General features: G+C 69.9%; 13 protein-coding genes. 6 read left to right on the top strand and 7 right to left on the bottom strand.

What is annotated here, in order from left to right:
• Window positions 1-1,008 precede the first annotated feature (1,008 nt).
• Window positions 1,009-1,296 carry a hypothetical protein gene (locus SSMG_RS26800; protein ID WP_037714977.1) on the bottom strand — a complete coding sequence of 96 codons (288 nt, stop codon included), beginning with the start codon at window positions 1,294-1,296 and terminating at the stop codon, window positions 1,009-1,011.
• A 535-nt stretch (window positions 1,297-1,831) separates the two neighbouring features.
• Between SSMG_RS26800 and SSMG_RS26795 the strand changes: the two genes are divergently transcribed.
• From SSMG_RS26795 to SSMG_RS26780, 4 genes are all read left to right on the top strand, one after another.
• Window positions 1,832-2,458, top strand: coding sequence for a maleylpyruvate isomerase family mycothiol-dependent enzyme (locus SSMG_RS26795; protein ID WP_037714975.1), 627 nt, complete (start codon window positions 1,832-1,834; stop codon window positions 2,456-2,458).
• An 818-nt stretch (window positions 2,459-3,276) separates the two neighbouring features.
• The gene (locus SSMG_RS26790; RefSeq protein ID WP_009081160.1) at window positions 3,277-3,507 is read left to right on the top strand and encodes a zinc finger protein; all 231 of its coding nucleotides are present in this window, start codon (window positions 3,277-3,279) and stop codon (window positions 3,505-3,507) included.
• A 262-nt stretch (window positions 3,508-3,769) separates the two neighbouring features.
• Window positions 3,770-4,243 (top strand): hypothetical protein, encoded by a 474-nt coding sequence (locus SSMG_RS26785; RefSeq protein WP_009081158.1) that lies wholly within the window; start codon window positions 3,770-3,772, stop codon window positions 4,241-4,243.
• Window positions 4,244-4,343: 100 nt separating this feature from the next.
• Window positions 4,344-4,829 carry a DUF2127 domain-containing protein gene (locus SSMG_RS26780; RefSeq protein ID WP_037714973.1) on the top strand — a complete coding sequence of 162 codons (486 nt, stop codon included), beginning with the start codon at window positions 4,344-4,346 and terminating at the stop codon, window positions 4,827-4,829.
• A gap of 6 nt (window positions 4,830-4,835) precedes the next feature.
• On the opposite strand, the gene SSMG_RS26775 is transcribed toward SSMG_RS26780, so the two are convergent.
• The 6 genes from SSMG_RS26775 to SSMG_RS26750 all read right to left on the bottom strand — a co-directional run bounded on the left by SSMG_RS26775 (window position 4,836) and on the right by SSMG_RS26750 (window position 13,484).
• On the bottom strand, window positions 4,836-5,537 hold the full coding sequence (locus SSMG_RS26775; RefSeq protein WP_009081156.1) for a PP2C family serine/threonine-protein phosphatase: 702 nt from the start codon (window positions 5,535-5,537) through the stop codon (window positions 4,836-4,838).
• Between the two features lie 79 nt (window positions 5,538-5,616).
• Window positions 5,617-7,446, bottom strand: coding sequence for a glycosyltransferase family 39 protein (locus SSMG_RS26770; protein ID WP_009081154.1), 1,830 nt, complete (start codon window positions 7,444-7,446; stop codon window positions 5,617-5,619).
• Complete coding sequence (locus SSMG_RS26765) at window positions 7,443-8,708, bottom strand: bifunctional glycosyltransferase family 2/GtrA family protein (RefSeq protein WP_009081152.1); 1,266 nt, start codon at window positions 8,706-8,708, stop codon at window positions 7,443-7,445. Before SSMG_RS26765 ends, SSMG_RS26770 begins: the two co-directional genes overlap by 4 nt.
• A gap of 104 nt (window positions 8,709-8,812) precedes the next feature.
• Window positions 8,813-10,624: a glycosyltransferase family 39 protein gene (locus SSMG_RS26760; RefSeq protein WP_009081151.1), complete on the bottom strand. Its 1,812-nt coding sequence runs from the start codon at window positions 10,622-10,624 to the stop codon at window positions 8,813-8,815.
• A gap of 39 nt (window positions 10,625-10,663) precedes the next feature.
• On the bottom strand, window positions 10,664-12,169 hold the full coding sequence (locus SSMG_RS26755) for a cell wall metabolism sensor histidine kinase WalK (RefSeq protein WP_009081150.1): 1,506 nt from the start codon (window positions 12,167-12,169) through the stop codon (window positions 10,664-10,666).
• Between the two features lie 466 nt (window positions 12,170-12,635).
• The gene (locus tag SSMG_RS26750; protein ID WP_009081149.1) at window positions 12,636-13,484 is read right to left on the bottom strand and encodes a fructosamine kinase family protein; all 849 of its coding nucleotides are present in this window, start codon (window positions 13,482-13,484) and stop codon (window positions 12,636-12,638) included.
• A 174-nt stretch (window positions 13,485-13,658) separates the two neighbouring features.
• Between SSMG_RS26750 and tig the strand changes: the two genes are divergently transcribed.
• The gene (gene tig / locus SSMG_RS26745; protein WP_009081148.1) at window positions 13,659-15,041 is read left to right on the top strand and encodes a trigger factor; all 1,383 of its coding nucleotides are present in this window, start codon (window positions 13,659-13,661) and stop codon (window positions 15,039-15,041) included.
• A 154-nt stretch (window positions 15,042-15,195) separates the two neighbouring features.
• A partial coding sequence (locus SSMG_RS26740) for a ClpP family protease (RefSeq protein ID WP_286157067.1) occupies window positions 15,196-15,684 on the top strand: 489 nt, incomplete at its 3' end.

Genomic DNA, 15,684 nt, shown 5'->3' with positions numbered 1-15,684 from the left:
AATTCACCTGAATGGACACTTCGCGTGCATTGGGGGGTGCTTTCGCACGTGCAATTGTGCGGTGGATTCGCGGATTTCGTTGTGGGGTTGGGCGGGTGGTGCTTTTTTCGTGGCTTTTGGGGTTGGGGGTGTCCGGAGTCGACAAGGCTTGGCGAGGGGTGATCGGTTGGCCTGTTCGGCGGTGTTCTTGTTGTGCCGCTTCACGATGCCGCTGCCTGCGTTTGGTGGTCGCGGGTAGGTGCGTCGCGGCTCTTCGGCCCCGGCTGTGCTGGTTCTTAGCGCGCGGCGGCCCGGTTCTCGGCGCGCCGGTCGCGTGGGTCGGCTGGTTCTCGGCGCGTGGGTCGAGTCGGTCGGCTGGTTCTCGCCACGCGGATTGCGTGGGTCGGCGGGTTGCGTCGCATGCTGTCCCGAGCCGAGCCGAGCCGAGCCGAGCCGAGCCGAGCCGAGCCGAGCCGAGCCGTGCCGAGCCGTGCCGAGCCGTGCCGTGCCGTGCCGTGCCGAGCCGTGCCGAGCCGTGCCGAGCCGTGCCGAGCCGAGCCGTGCCGAGCCGTGCCGAGCCGTGCCGAGCCGAGCCGTGCCGAGCCGTGCCGAGCCGAGCCGTGCCGAGCCGTGCCGAGCCGAGCCGTGCCGAGCCGTGCCGAGCCGTGCCGAGCCGGGGCCGTGCCGAGCCGGGGCCGTGCCGAGCCGGGGCCGTGCCGAGCCGGGGCCGTGCCGAGCCGGGGCCGTGCCGAGCCGGGGCCGAGCCGGGGCCGAGCCGGGGCCGAGCCGGGGCCGTGCCGTGCCCGGGCCGTGCCGTGCCGAGCGGGGGCTGGGGTCGGCGCGGTGGCGATCTCCGGCGCTCACTCGCCGCCGCCCGCCGGCGGCCCGTCGCCAGCAATCAGCGCGGATCCGGAACCCATCCCGCCGGGGCGATCCTCGTCTCCCGGTGCCCGGCCCTGCCCGACCGGGCACCGGGAGCGCAGAACGCGGGCGGCCTTGAGCCGCCGCCGGCGTCCGCTTCGAGGGTGGTCAGGCGTCCCGGTTCACCGTGTGCCACTTGCGCAGCACGGCGCCGGCGACGTGTACGAAGGCCACTCCGCCCGCGGTGGCCAGCCCAGCTAGGAGCCCGGCGGTCGCGAAGACGAGCGCGGTCGCCCCGACCAGCAAGATCGCCAAGAGCGCGATCAGTTGCCACGGCTGTGCCCCGTCCGGCTGCCGCGCGGCCAGGTCGACCGACGTCCGCGCGGTCTTCCAGGACGGATACGCCGGGCGCGTGATCGGCCGCGGCGACGGCGCCGCTGGAGCGGGTTGGGGCATGCCTGGTTCGTGAAACGTCACGGTCACCCGGCCGGGGCGTTGACTCACGGCGACGGCATACGGTCTGTCGTCGCCGGTGTCCGATTTTTCTGTCCGACGGCATGCCTGGCCTGCATTTTCCGCGCCAGGAACGGTCATTGCGCATCCTTTCTCGTCCGCCGGGAAAAGTGCCGGAACGCAGTTCCCAGCCCGCCCCCGAGGGGAACTGGTTCCGGCGGCCGCGGCGGGAGTTCGAGGAATGGAATATTCCACCCCCTTGACCCCTCCTGCCTGCGGCAACACCATCTTTGCACGCCCGCTGCCGATCGCGCTAACCCGGGTCGGGCAAATCTTCTTCAAAGCCGTACGTGCTGGTGTTTTCCGGAACGGCACCGCACTATCTTCCGGACTATTCCAAGCGTTATCCGGCCACTCGTATTCGACCCGATCGGATGAATGTGCGCGGAGGTCCACTTTGGGGTCTCCGCCCGGTGCAACCCGGCGAACGCGACGGGAGCGCTGCTACGGTGAGTGTCTGCCGAACGTGGGGGAGGGCATGGACGTACGGACGCTGGCTCGCGAGGAGCGCGCCGATTTCGCGGACTTCCTGGAGACGCTCACGCCGGACCAATGGGACCGGCCGACGCTGTGCGCCGGTTGGAACGTGCGCTCGGTCGTCGCCCATGTGGTGAGTTACGACGAACTGAGCGGTCGCCAGTTGGCGCAGCGGTTCGTCCGGGCGGGGCTGTCGCTGAGGCGGTGCAACGAAATCGGGCTAGCCGAGTACCGGGGGCGCGCGCCGGAGGAGCTGATCGGCGTCCTGCGACGGCATCCGCAACCGGGCCGGATCCTGGGCAGATTCGGCGGGATGATCGGCTTTCTCGACGGCCTGATCCATCAGCAGGACATCCGCCGCCCGCTCGGACTGCCGCGGACGATCCCGGCGGTGCGCTTGCGCCGGGCGCTGGAACTGTCGCTGCGCGCACCGCCGATCGGAGTGTCGCGCCGGCTGACCGGCCTGCGCGCGGTCGCGACGGACCTGGACTGGACATCCGGAAACGGCATCGAAGTCCGCGGCCCGGGAGAGGCGCTGCTGCTCGCACTGGCGGGACGTCGCGCGGCGGCGGACGATCTCACCGGCCCCGGTCTCGACGTGTTGATCAGCCGCACCACCGCGGCGTGATCCGGCAAGGCACCGGGACTCCGGTCTAACGGTGTCTGCCCGCGCTGTGTGGCCCGGGCGTCGCCGGCGTGCTGGCCAGGTGCACGGTGCGGCAAGATCCGCGCCTTCCGTCTGGCGGTGGCAGCTGCGCTACGTGCCCCGGGCGCTTCGGCGTGGTGGTCAGCCGCGCAGCTGTGGCGTGCTTCGGCAAGGTCCGCGGTGTTGGGGGTCGGTCGGTGGCTGCCCGCGTTGTGTGCCCCAGCGCTCAGGTCGGCCGCATCCACCGTGGCTTGATCCGCCCTGGTGCTCGACATCCGCACTGTGTTGCCAGCCGCGTCGCGGCTTCGGGCTGGCTCCAGCTGTCAACGCAGCAGCCCCGGATGCCCGCTTCCCGCCTCCTGACCCATCCACGATCGTGGCGCGATCGAGCCCATCCACCAGGCAGTTGCCCCACTTACGTGTGACAACCCTCGCGCGGGGGTTGCGTATGCGCTTGGCGACAGCAGTCATAGCGGCGACCGCACTCCAGAAAGCGAGGTGATGTCCGCGCGGACGTCCGCCGCCTTCCCCCTCGCGGCGCCCGTGACTGCTGCCGCGCCTCGCATCGCTGAGGCAGCACGGGCGCCGGAACAACCGCGGCGGCGTCCGCCCTTCCCCGGGTGTCACCAACTGGTGACAGCTGACCCGGCGGCAACCCGCGGCTCGATCCCCGGCGTGCGCGGAAAACCCTTGCGGCTGCGGGAAAAACCCGGTTCCGATGATCACCCGGAACGGGGGCTTGCGTTACGCGGCGGCGACATCCCAAATGGGACTCCAAGCACCACAAGGGGAGGAGTCCGGTGTTCAGATGGCAGCAGGCGGAAGGAAAAAGGCACGCACTGGACGGGCCGTTCGCGCCGCGGCCCGGGGAAACGTTCACCGCGCTGTGCGGGGCCGAAGTCACGGTCGCCCGCCGGGACGTGCCACAGCTCGGCGGCCACTGGTTCGATCCGACGTGTCCTGACTGCGCGGACGAATGGCGCCGTCAGGAGAAGCAGGCCCGCTCGAGCGAAGAACGGTGCCCGGCGTGAGCAGTGCGGCGCCGGTCTTGTGCGCGCGAGGCGCAACGAGGCCGGATTCGGCGAGGAACGAGGCCGCCTCGGAGTACCGGACACTGGCACTGGGATGGGCACAACCGCCAGCGGTGGCAGCAAAGTCCGCCCAGACCTGGGTAGCGGCAGCGCGCTGGGAATGGGCGTCGGTACGAGAGCTCCGCGTCGGGGCATCGCGATGGGCATCCAGCGCAGCAGGAGTCCGCGGCATCGGTGACCCGGCACTCGCGGGGAACACCGCATGACCGGGCACTGGAGCAGGTTGCCCGACCAGCGCGCCTCGGCGGTCGGGCTCACCGGGCCCGAGCTGGTCACCTGGATTCGCGACCTCCAAGCGACCCTCGCGCTGGACCTCACCTTCCTGACCCGGGCGCTCGACGAACGCTCCCCGCGCCCCGACGCGGTGCGGGACCTCGGGGAGCGGCTCCTCGACCTGGGCCGGGCGTTGATCCGGCGGGCCGATCACCTGAACGAGGTCGTCCTGGCGAGCCTGCCCGCGCACGGCTGGCTGCCCCAGGCAGGCGCACCGGCGAACGCGGCGCGGCTCGCGCATCAGGTCGGACGCCGTCCGCTGCGCTGCGGGCCGGTCTATCTCGGCTTGTGCGGGGCCGCGTGTTATCCGGTGTTCGGGCAGGATCCACACAATCACACGAAACGGTACGCGCGATGTCCGGAATGCCAGAGCAAGGGCGGTGCGGCAATGCTGCGCGAGTGAAGGGGAAGCGAGCACGGCACAGGGCACGCAAACCGGATCACCTGTTCGAAACCCGGCGATCAACCCAGCAACCCCGCGCCTTTTCCGGTTTCCTGTACCGATGAGCGAGGAGACCTCCACCCGTTCCACCGAGCGGCTGTTCAAGATCGCGATCACGCTGAAGGGCCTCGACGGGGGCCTTCAGCTGATCGGCGCGCTGATCCTGGCGTTCATCCCCGCGACGGTGGTCACCGGGTTCGTCAACGCGGTCATCACCCGCGACCTGCTGGGCGACCCCTCCGGCACGCTGGCACGGCATCTGGAAACCGCTGCCGAGCACTTCGCCGGAGGGGGCACCAAGACGTTCGCCGTCGCGTACCTGCTGGCGCACGGGTTGCTCAAGCTCGGCCTCGTGTGGGCGCTCGCGCGCAAGTGGGTCCGCGCCTATCCGGTCGCGATGGTCGTGCTCGCGGCGTTCGTCGTGTACGAGATCTACCGCGCCTTCGAGACGCACTCCATCGCGCTGCCGTTCTTCGCGGCGCTCGACGCGGTGATCATCGTGCTCGTCTACCGCGAGTACCGGAACCTCAAACGCGAACGCGCCTGACCTCACTCAGGCGGCCGTCGGAAACCTCTCCGTGACCAGCGTGGCCACGTCCGGAGCTTCCACGAACAGCGCCGTCGCGTTGTCGCGGCCGCCCAGGGCGATGGCGGTCGCGACCAACGCGGAGGCGCCGCGGGCGGGGTCGGCCAGGATTTCGTCGATCGTGGCGGGCGTCAGGACCTTGTGCACGCCGTCGCTGGTGAGCAGGAGGCCGCCGCTCGGGGCTTCGGTCGTGCCGATTTCCTCCGGCCTCGTCGTGCGGACGCTCGTGGTCACCAGGTGCTCCATCCGCGGCGAGTACGGCTGGTGCCGCGAGCGGAAGTACTCGGCCATCGTGTGGTCCTGCGTCAGTTTGTGGATCATCGACCCGTCCCACGAGTACGCGCGCGCATCGCCGACCCACGCGATCCGGTACCCGCCGGCGAACGGCATCGCCACGACGAGCACGGCGTCGCCGGTGCCGCCCAGGCGGCGAACTGCCTGCTGCGCCGCCAAAATCGCCTGGACCGGCCCGGATTCGACGGGAGTGCGCGCGGCGGCCGCGGCAGCGACCTGGGCAGCCCGCCCGGCGCCGGGGTCGTCCCCGACGCCGTCGGCGAGTGCGAAGGTGATCCCGGGCGCCCCGGCGGCCGCGTAGGCGCTTACCGCGTCGGCGTTGCGCTCGCGCGGTCCCTGCTCGCTCGCGGTGTGCCAGCGTGGATATCCGGCCATCGTGACCTCCCGGACGTTCGCGGCGGGTGACTCCCCGTGCTTTCCAGAATGCGCCTCGTTCCTGGGAAGAGGCTGAGGATCACCGGGTGAGCTGGTAGACAGTTTCGCCGCCGACCGTGATCGCCGGGAAGTTCGCGGCCACCCATTCGGAGATGTCGCTCGTCCGGCCGGGACCGCCGCCCCGGCCGCCGTCCACGTAGTACGCCACCTCGCCCGCCGCGACGTACTGCTTGAACTCCTCCAGCGTCGGGGCCGGATCGCTGCCGTCCCAGCCGCCGACGGCGATCACCGACCTGCCGCTCGCCAGCTCCAGGCTCGCCGCCGACTGCGAACCGGTCGTCGCGGCGGCCCACTTCGTCGTCGTGCCGCCCAGCAGCTGACCGACCGAGCCGCTGGTCTCGTCCATCCCGGCCCCGAAACCGCCCATGCCGCTGGTGCGCGGGCCCGAAATCGGGATGGAACCGCTGTGCGGCAAGGAAACCGTCTCCACGGCGTACCCGGCGGTGCCGACTCCGAGCGTCACGACGATCGCCGCCGCCACGCCGAGCACAACCGTCCGCACCCGCGGCACCCCGACCACCACGAGGGTGCTCACGAGCAACCCCAGCACCACGATTGCCCAGCGCAGCAAGGGGAACCAGTCCGGCGTCCGGTCGAGCAGGATGAAGTCCCACACCGCGGTCGCCGCGATCATCCCGCCCAGCACCATCCGCGGCGCGGCGTGCGCCCGGCCGCGCCACAGCGCGTGCCCGGCAATCGCGACCAGCGCGGCGATCGCGGGCGCGAGCTGCACCGCGTAGTACGGATGCACGGTGCCGCTCATGAAGCTGAACACCAGCCCGGTCACGAGCAGCCAGCCGCCCCAGACCAGCAGCGACGCGCGGGTCCGGTCGGTGCGCGCGGCCCGCCGGGTGAACCACAACCCGGCCGCCAGGCCGATCAGCGCGGCGGGCAGCAGCCACGAAACCTCGGTGCCGAAGCTCGCGCCGAACATCCGCCCGAGACCGGAGCTGCCGCCGAACGCGGTGTTCCCGCCGCCCATCCCGCCCCCGGCGCCGCCGCCGAAGCCGTTGCCCTGCCCGCCGAAGATCCGCCCGAGCCCGTTGTACCCGAGCGCCAGCTCCAGCAGGCTGTCCCCGGTCGACCCGCCGATGTACGGCCGCGAGGCCGAAGGCCAGATCTCCACCAGCGCGACGAACCAGCCCGCCGAGACGAGCACCGCGAGCCCGGCGTAAACCAAGTGCAGCAACCGTTTCCCGAGCCCGGTCGGCGCGGCGATCAGGTACGCCAGTGCGAACGCGGGCAGCACCAGGAACGCCTGCATCATCTTCGTCAGGAACCCGAAACCAATTGCCACGCCGGTGAAAACAAGCCATCGAGGGCTGGCGTTCTCGACCGCCCGCACCGTGCAGTACGCACCCGCGATCAGCAACAAAACCAGCAACGCGTCCGGGTTGTTGAACCGGAACATCAACGCGGCCACCGGCGTCAGCGCGAGCATCCCACCGGCCAGCAACCCGGGCAGCGGCCCGGAAACCCGGCGCACAGTCAGGTAAAGCAGCCCGACCGAACCGACGCCCATCAGCGCCTGCGGGGCCAGCACCGTGAAACTCGAGAACCCGAAGACCCGGGCGAAGGCCGTTCCGACCCACAGCGCGGCAGGCGGTTTGTCGACAGTGATCACGTTCCCGGCATCCAGCGAACCGAACAGCCACGCCTTCAGGCTCTGCGTGCCCGATTGCACGGCCGCGGCGTAGAACGAGTTGCCGAATCCGGAAGCGGTCAGGTCCCAGAAGTACAGGACCGCGGTGAGCGCCAGGAGACCGAACACCGACGGACGGACCCAGCGAGGCCTCGCGCGTTCCGGCGCGTCCGGGGCGGCGGGCCGGGCGGACAGGACAGTGCTCAAGACGACTCCTCGGTAGCGGTACGGCGCGGATTGAAGACCCAGCCCCGCAGCAGCAGGAAACGGAGCACGGTGGCGGCGAGGTTCGCCACCACGAGCACGGTCGTTTCCAGGACGAGGCCGGGATGGGTGGCGTGGTTGAGCAGCGCGAGCGAACCGCTGGTCAGCGCCAGTCCGAGGCCGAACACGAGCAGCCCTTCGAACTGGTGCCGCCCGGCTCCGGCCCGGCCGCGGACGCCGAACGTCACCCGCCGGTTCACCGCGGTGTTCGCGATCGCGGTGACCAGCAGTGCGGTGAAGTTGGCCGCCTGCGCGCCGACCATGGTCCGCAGCAGCAGGAAAAGCAGCAGGTACGCGACGGTGCTGGCGACGCCGACCGCGGCGAACCGCACGAGTTGTTTCACCAGGCTCGGGGACACTCCGGGGGCCTCCACGCCGATCGGTTCGCGGCCGAGCTGTTCGCGCAGCCGGTGCACGGGGATCTCGCCGGTGAGGGTCGCGCGGGTGACCCTGGCAATGCCCTTGAGGTCGGCGGCGGCGGTCGCGAGGAGGTCGACCGACGAGTCCGGGTCGTCGACCCAGTCGACCGGGACCTCGTGGATCCGCAGCCCGGCGCGCTGGGCGAGCACGAGCAGTTCGGTGTCGAAGAACCAGCCGGTGTCGCGCACGTGGGGGAGCAGCGCGCGGGCGACGTCGGCACGAATCGCCTTGAACCCGCATTGCGCGTCGGAGAATCTCGCCGCCAGGGTGCCGCGGAGGAGCAGGTTGTAGCAGCGGGAGATGAACTCGCGCTTCGGCCCGCGGACCACGCGCGCGCCGCGGGCGAGACGGCTGCCGATCGCGACGTCCGAATGTCCGGACAACAGCGGCGCGACGAGCGGGTCCAGCGCGGCGAGGTCGGTGGACAGGTCCACGTCCATGTAGGCCAGCACGGCGGCGTCCGAGTCGGACCAGACTGCCCGCAGCGCGCGGCCGCGGCCCTTCTCGTCCAGGTGGCGCACCTCGACCTCGGGGAATTCGCGGGCCAGTTCTTCGGCCACGGCAAGGGTTTCGTCGGTGCTCGCGTTGTCCGCGATCGTGATCCGGTACGGATAGCCGGCGCGTTCGGCGAGGTGCGCCCGCAGTCTGCGGATGCACGGTTCGAGGTCGGTTTCCTCGTTGTAGACCGGGATGACGACGTCGAGGACGGGATGCGGGCCGCCGAGGCCGACCGGAGTCGTCCCGGGCCGCGGGGCGCTGCTGCGGGAGGGGGCGGTGGCGTTCATGCGTTCACCGTCGTCTGCCGGGCTTTGGCCACGTTGTGGCGTTCCTGTGCCTGCGCTGTGCGACGTACGCCCGCTCGGGTGATCTTGGCCGCGGGGCACGGGAATCAGGCAGTCAGGTCGTAGACGGAGACACCGTCCACTGTGGTCATTTGGTAATTCTCGGCCACCCACTGGACGATCCGGGCGGCGGCGTCGCTTCCGCTGCTGGCGCCGCGCATGGTCATGCCGTCGCCGAGGAAGTAGCGGACCTGTCCTTGCCGGACGTACTGCTCGAACTGCGCGAGCGTCGGATACGGGTCGGTGCCGTTGAATCCGCCCACCGCGAGCACCGGTTCGCCGCTGCCGAGCTGGTATCCGGCGGCGTTGTTGGAGCCGACGGTAGCCGCCGCCCATCGGTGGTCGCCGGACTTCCGCAGCAGGGCGGTCAGGTTCGGGCCGGGCAGGGTGGTGCCGAGCAGTCCGCCGCCGCCGAACATCTGCCGCGTATTCGGTCCGGCGGACGGGATCGCGCCGCTGTGCGGGGTCGCCGCGGTGGCGAGGCTGTACGCGCCGGTTCCGGTGAGCAGCACGACCAGACCCAGCACCGCGGCGACCCGGCCGAAGTGCTGCGCGAAAAACAGGGCGATAGCGGCCAAAAGCCCGAGAATGAGTACGGTCGGGGCCAGCCACGGTTGCCAGGAACTGTCCAGCAGCACATAACTTGTCACGGTCGTCAGCGCGACACCGCCGCTCAAAAGCCCGACGGCGGCCGGATTGCCGCGGATCCGCCACAACTGGACGGCGGCGGTCCCGACGAGCGCGGCGATCGCGGGGGCGAGCGCGACGGTGTAGTAGGGATGGATGATGCCGCCCATGAAGCTGAACACCGCGGCCGTCACGAGCAGCCAGCCGCCCCAGAGCAACAGCGAAGCGCGACTGCGGTCGGTGCGGGGCGCGTCGCGGGTGAACCACAGTCCAGCGCCGAGTCCGAGCACTGCGGCGGGGAGCAGCCAGGCGATGCCGCCCGCCATTTCGTTGCCGAACAACCGGAACAGCCCGGTGCTGCCCCACCCTCCGCCCGGACTCCCGCCGACGCTGCCGGTCTCGTTGCCGGTGATGCGGCCGAAACCGTTGTAGCCCAAGGTAAGTTCGAGCAGGCTGTTGTTCTGCGACCCGCCGATGTACGGCCGGTCCGCGGCCGGCCACAACGTCACCACGGCGAGATACCAGCCTGCCGAGACCACGACCGCACCCAGTCCGGCGAGCAAATGCCACAGGCGCTTGCCGAGCGTGGTCGGTGCGGCGACGAGGTACGTGAGCGCGAAGGCGGGAAGGACGAGGAAGGCCTGCAGCATCTTGGTAAGGAAGCCGAATCCGATTGCCACGCCCGCGAAAACGAGCCACCGCGGGCTGGCCTTCTCGATCGCTCGCACCGTGCCGTAGGCAGCGGCGATCAGTAGCAGCACCAGCAACGCGTCCGGGTTGTTGAAGCGGAAGATCAGCGCTGCTGCGGGGGTGAGAGTGAGCACTGCGCCAGCGAGCAATCCTGCTGCGGCACCGGAAGTGCGTCGGACAGTTGCGTAAAGCAGCCACGTGGAGCCGACGCCCAGCAACGCTTGCGGCACCAGGATGCTCCACGCGTTTACGCCGAACAGCCGCGCGGACAGGTTCATCAACCACAGCGCGGCTGGCGTTTTGTCCACGGTGATGCCGTTGGCCGCATCGGTGGAGCCGAAGAACAATGCCTTCCAGCTCTGCGATCCGGCTTGTGCGGCGGCGGAGTAGAACGCGTTGGCCCAGCCGGACGCGCCGAGATCCCACAGGTACAGCGCGGCTGTGGCGGCGAGCAGCAGTACCAGCGCCGGGCGCACCCACCTCGGCTCGGCGCGCTGCACCGGCGCGGCGGGAACGGCTGCCTGGGTCGCGACTGCGGTCATGCGGCCAGCCTCGGGGGACGAGCTGGGGCGGGGATGTGCCTACCCTGTGTGCCCGCTGTGGGACTTGCGGTGATCCGCCCGCGGGGTCCGCTGCGCCGGGACCGCGATCGGCAGCCGTACGGCGAATTCGGTTTGGCCGGGGCGGCTGCGCATCGCGATGGCGCCGTGGTGCGCGGTCAGGACGGCCGACGCGATCGCCAGGCCGAGCCCGGTCGAACCGGCGGCGCGGGACCGTGAGGAATCCCCTCGGGCGAAGCGTTCGAACACCGCTGGTTGCAGTTCCGGCGGGATGCCTGGGCCGTTGTCGGTCACGGTCACCACGGCGCTGCCGTCCGCGGAACGCGTGAGGGCGGTGACCACGGTGGTGCCGGGCGGCGTGTGGACGCGGGCGTTCGCGAGCAGATTCGCCAGAACCTGGTGCAGGCGTTGGACATCGCCCAGTACGAGGATCGGTTCGTCCGGCATCGCGAGTTGCCAGACGTGGTGCGGGCCTGCGACGTGGGCGTCGCCGACCGCGTCCACGACCAGGCGGGTCAGGTCGACTTCGGCTACGTCGAGCGGACGGCCCGCGTCGAGGCGGGCAAGCAGGAGGAGGTCTTCGACGAGCGCCGTCATGCGGTCGGCTTCGGACTCGATGCGGGTCATCGAGTGCGCGACGTCGGGCGGGGCGTGGCTGTCCGAGCGTCCGGCGAGTTCGGCGTAGCCGCGGATGGCGGCTAGTGGGGTGCGCAGTTCGTGGCTGGCGTCGGCGACGAACCGGCGGACGCGCAGCTCGCTGGCGTGCCGGGCTTCCAGGGCGGAGGAGATGTGGCCGAGCATGTGGTTGAGCGCTGCGCCTACTTGGCCTACTTCGGTGCGGGGGTCGGTGTCTTGGGCCGGGACTCGGATGGACAGGTCGACGTCGCCTCGGTCCAGGGGGAGTTCGGAGACGCGGGAGGCGGTTTCCGCGACGCGGTCGAGGGGGCGGAGGGTTCGGCGGACGGCGAAGGCGCCTAGGAAAGCCGCGCCGGTTACTCCGGCGGCGGCTACGCCGAAGAGGATCAGGCCGACGGTCAGGAGCGTTTGCTGCATTGGGGACAGGGGGACGCCGGTGATTACTACGCCGTCTGGGACCGGGAAGGCGGTCAGGCGGTAGTCGCCTAGGGAGCCGATGGTGCGGGTGTAGGGGCGGCCGTTGGTCGGGAGGTCTCGCAGGGCTGCCAGTTCTTCTGAGGTGAGGGTCAGCCGTTGGCCGTGGGGGGAGAGCCAGCCGCCGGTTCCGTTCGTGCCGTCCGGGGAGAAGTGGGCGGTGACTGTGCCTGCGCCTTGGCCTGGGGCGTCCAAGGGGGTGCGGTTTTCGCCGGGTGGGGACGGGTGGGTGGCGAAGTCGAGGGCTCGGGCGGTGGCTGCCGAGAGTTGGGTGTCGGTTTGGGTCAGGAGGAAGGCTCGGAGGGCGAATTCGCTGATCACGCCGATGGTCAGGCAGACCAGGGAGAGGAGGACGACGATGGAGAGGGTGAGTTTTGTGAAAAAGGGATAAAAAAGGAGGGGAGGGCGGCGATCCATGCGCGGGGGGTCATGGGTTGAGAGTGCGGTTTTTGGGTGTGGGGGTGATGTGTGCTTGCTGTGAGGGGGCTGTGAAACCTTAAAAGCTTTAAAAGCCTTATATATTCTTTTTTTTCTTATAAAACTTAAAACCTTAGAGGCTATTTAAGTTGCTGATTTATATTAATTTTATTGTTCAAACATGAGAGCTTAGCACCCGCCGCCCGCAGGGAGGCTTCGTATCGGGGTTGGGGGAGGGGCTGGGTGCCCCCGGCGGTGGGGTGCGTCGGCGGCGGTTTGGTTGGTGCCTCGATGGGTGGGTGCGTCGGCGGCGGTTTGTTGCGCGGCTCAGGTGGGTGGGGGCGTTGGGGGCGCGGCGTGCGCTGGTAGCGCCCCAATGTGGCATTGGGTGCATGTGACGCAACCAATGTGGCGTTCGGTGCGTCAGATGCACCCAATGCCACATTGGGTGCGTCGTGGGCGGGGGTCAGCCCAGGGAGCGGGCTGCTGCGGTTGCTTGTGCGGCGTAGGACCGTCCGAAGAGGACGGTGTGCACCAGCAGCGGGAAGAGTTGGTGCAGGGCGATTCGGTCTCGGTATCCGGCCGCCAAGGGTGCGTACTCGTCGTAGGCGGCGACGATTCGGTCCAGGTTCGGGCAGCCGAACAGGTGCAGCATGGCTAGATCGGTTTCTCGGTGACCGCCGTGTGCGGCTGGGTCGATCAGGACTGCTCCGTCCGCGTCCCACAGGACGTTTCCGCTCCACAGGTCTCCGTGCAGGCGGGCGGGTGGTTCCGGTGGGCCCGCGACCGACGGGATGCGTGCGCAGGCTCGTTCGAAGATTGCCGGGTCGAGAATCTTCGAGGCCATCCGGACATAGGGGAGAATTCGGTATTCGGCGTACCACTGCGGCCAGGAAGTGCCGGGGGTGTTGCGCATCGGGGCGGTGCCGATCCAGGCGTCGGTCAAGCCGTCAGGGGGAGGCGAGCCGAATGCGGGGGCGCCGGCTGCGTGGAGGCGGGCCAGGTTTCGGCCGAACTCCTCTGCGTGCGTGGGCGTGCTCTCGGTCACCCGGTCCAGCACTAGCCACGTGTCGTCTGCGCCGTGGACTCGGGGGATCCGTACCGCGTTCGCGTCGGCCAGCCAGCGCAGTCCGGCGGCCTCGGCGCGGGTCGCGCCGGGGGCATGGCCACGCTTCACTATCGCGTCGAAGCGGTGGGCACCGTCGGTTAGGGTGATCTCACTTAGCGTGCCTGAGGTGTCAGGCGACACCGTCTCGTAGCCGGTGAGCCGCGCCGCCGCTGCGGCCGGACCTTCGCTCTGCTGCCCGGAAACCACATGCGAACGCTACGGGCGCGCGCCCACGCCCGCTGATCGGGCACGCTCGGCGAGGTGCCCCGCAGCCAGTCTTGTCAACCCTCTGGCCTAGACTCGGATATCCCGGTCAGCAGGTGACCGGGGCGGTCCCGAGGGACTGTCCGCCCCCATCGTTTACCGCTCGAGGAGAAGACCTTGAAGAGCACCGTCGAGCAGCTCAGCCCGACGCGAGTGAAGATCAATGTCGAGGTGCCGTTCGACGAGCTCAAGCCGAACTTCGACGCCGCGTACCGGAAGATCGCCCAGCAGGTGCGGGTCCCCGGTTTCCGTCCCGGCAAGGTCCCCGCTCGCGTCCTGGAAAGCCGGATCGGCCGCGCGCCGGTGCTCGACGAGGTCGTCAACGAGGCCATTCCGGCCAAGTACATCGAGGCCGTCCGCGCGGGCGAGGTCCGGACGCTCGGCCAGCCCGAGTTCGAGGTGACCAAGCTCGAGGACCGCGAGGTGCTGGAGTTCAGCGCCGAGGTCGACGTGCGGCCGGAGATCGAGCTGCCCGACCTCGCCGGCCTCGAGATCAGCGTCGACGACGTCGAGACCACCGACGAAGAGGTCGCCGAGCAGCTCGACGAGCTGCGCGCCCGCTTCGGCACCCTGACCGGCGTCGAGCGCCCGGCCCAGACCGGCGACTTCGTGTCGATCGACCTGTCGGCCACCGTCGACGGCAAGGCCGTCGAAGAGGCCTCCACCACCGGCCTGTCCTACGAGATCGGCTCCGGCCAGCTCGTGGACGGCATCGACGAGGCGATCGTCGGCGCCACCGCGGGCGAGACCAAGGTGTTCACCACCAAGCTGGTCGCGGGCGAGTTCGCCGGCCAGGACGCCGAGGTCACCGTCACCGTGCAGTCGGTCAAGGAGCGCGAGCTGCCCGAGGCCGACGACGAGTTCGCCCAGCTGGCGAGCGAGTTCGACACGATCGACGAGCTGCGCGAGGACCTGCGCACCCGCCTCGGCCGCGTCAAGAAGATGCAGCAGGGCGTCCAGGCGCGCGACAAGGTCCTCGAGATCCTGCTCGAGCGCACCGAGGTGCCGCTGCCGGAGAAGGTCGTCGAGGCCGAGATCGAGAACCGCAAGCACGACGCGGTCCACCCGTTCGACCACGACGAGGAGCAGTTCGCCAAGGCGCTCGAGGCCGAGGGGCGCACCCTCGAGGAGTTCAACGCCGAGGTGAAGGAGGAGTCGGAGAAGGCCGTCCGCACGCAGCTGCTGCTGGACACCATCGCCGACAAGGAGAAGACGTCGGTCAACGACGGCGAGCTCACCGAGCGGATCATCTACCAGGCGCAGCGCTTCGGCGTCAGCCCGGACGAGTACGTGCAGCGGGCCCAGCAGTCCGGCCAGCTGACCGCGATCTACGCCGACGTCCGCCGCGGCAAGGCCCTAGCCTCCGTCGTGCGCGGCACCACGGTGAAGGACGCGTCCGGTGCGGAGGTCGACCTGAGCGAGCTGTTCGGCGCGGACGAAGAAGCCCCCGCCGAGGAGACGCAGGTCACCGAAGAAGCGGCGGCGACCCCCGCGGAGTAAAGCTGTGAGCGAACTTGGGCGGTGTCAGGCATTCTGCACCGCCCAAGTTCGTTAGGGTCGGTTGCAAGATCTCAAGCATGAACACGACAGCGGCGGCGCGGCTCTCACAGGCGGCCCGCCGCCGGTGAAAAGGCAGGCAGACGTGAAGCAGCACATGCCCGAGGGGCGGACCGGCACCGCGGGGCTCAACCTCACCGACTCGGTGTTCGAGCGGTTGCTCCAGGAGCGCATCGTCGTTCTCGGCTCCGAGGTCAACGACGAGGTCGCCAACCGGCTCACCGCGCAGCTCCTGCTGCTCGACGCGGACGACGCCGAATCGGACATCCGGTTCTACATCAACTCGCCGGGCGGCTCGGTGACGGCCGGGTTCGCGATCTACGACACCATGCAGCTGATCCGCCCGGACGTGGCGACCTACGCGATGGGCATGGCGGCCTCGATGGGGCAGTTCCTGCTGTCCTCGGGCACCCCCGGCAAGCGCTACGCGCTCCCGCACGCGCGCATCCTGATGCACCAGCCGTCCGCGGGCGTCGGCGGCACCGCGTCGGACATCGCCATCCAGGCGGACCTGTTCAACAAGTGGAAGCAGGAGCTCGCGCGGATCACCGCCGAGCAGACCGGGCAGACCACCGAGCAGATCATC

It is taken from the genome of Streptomyces sp. AA4, from assembly GCF_000158875.1.
Taxonomy (GTDB): domain Bacteria; phylum Actinomycetota; class Actinomycetes; order Mycobacteriales; family Pseudonocardiaceae; genus Amycolatopsis.
This window is presented reverse-complemented; position numbering and strand designations above follow the sequence as displayed.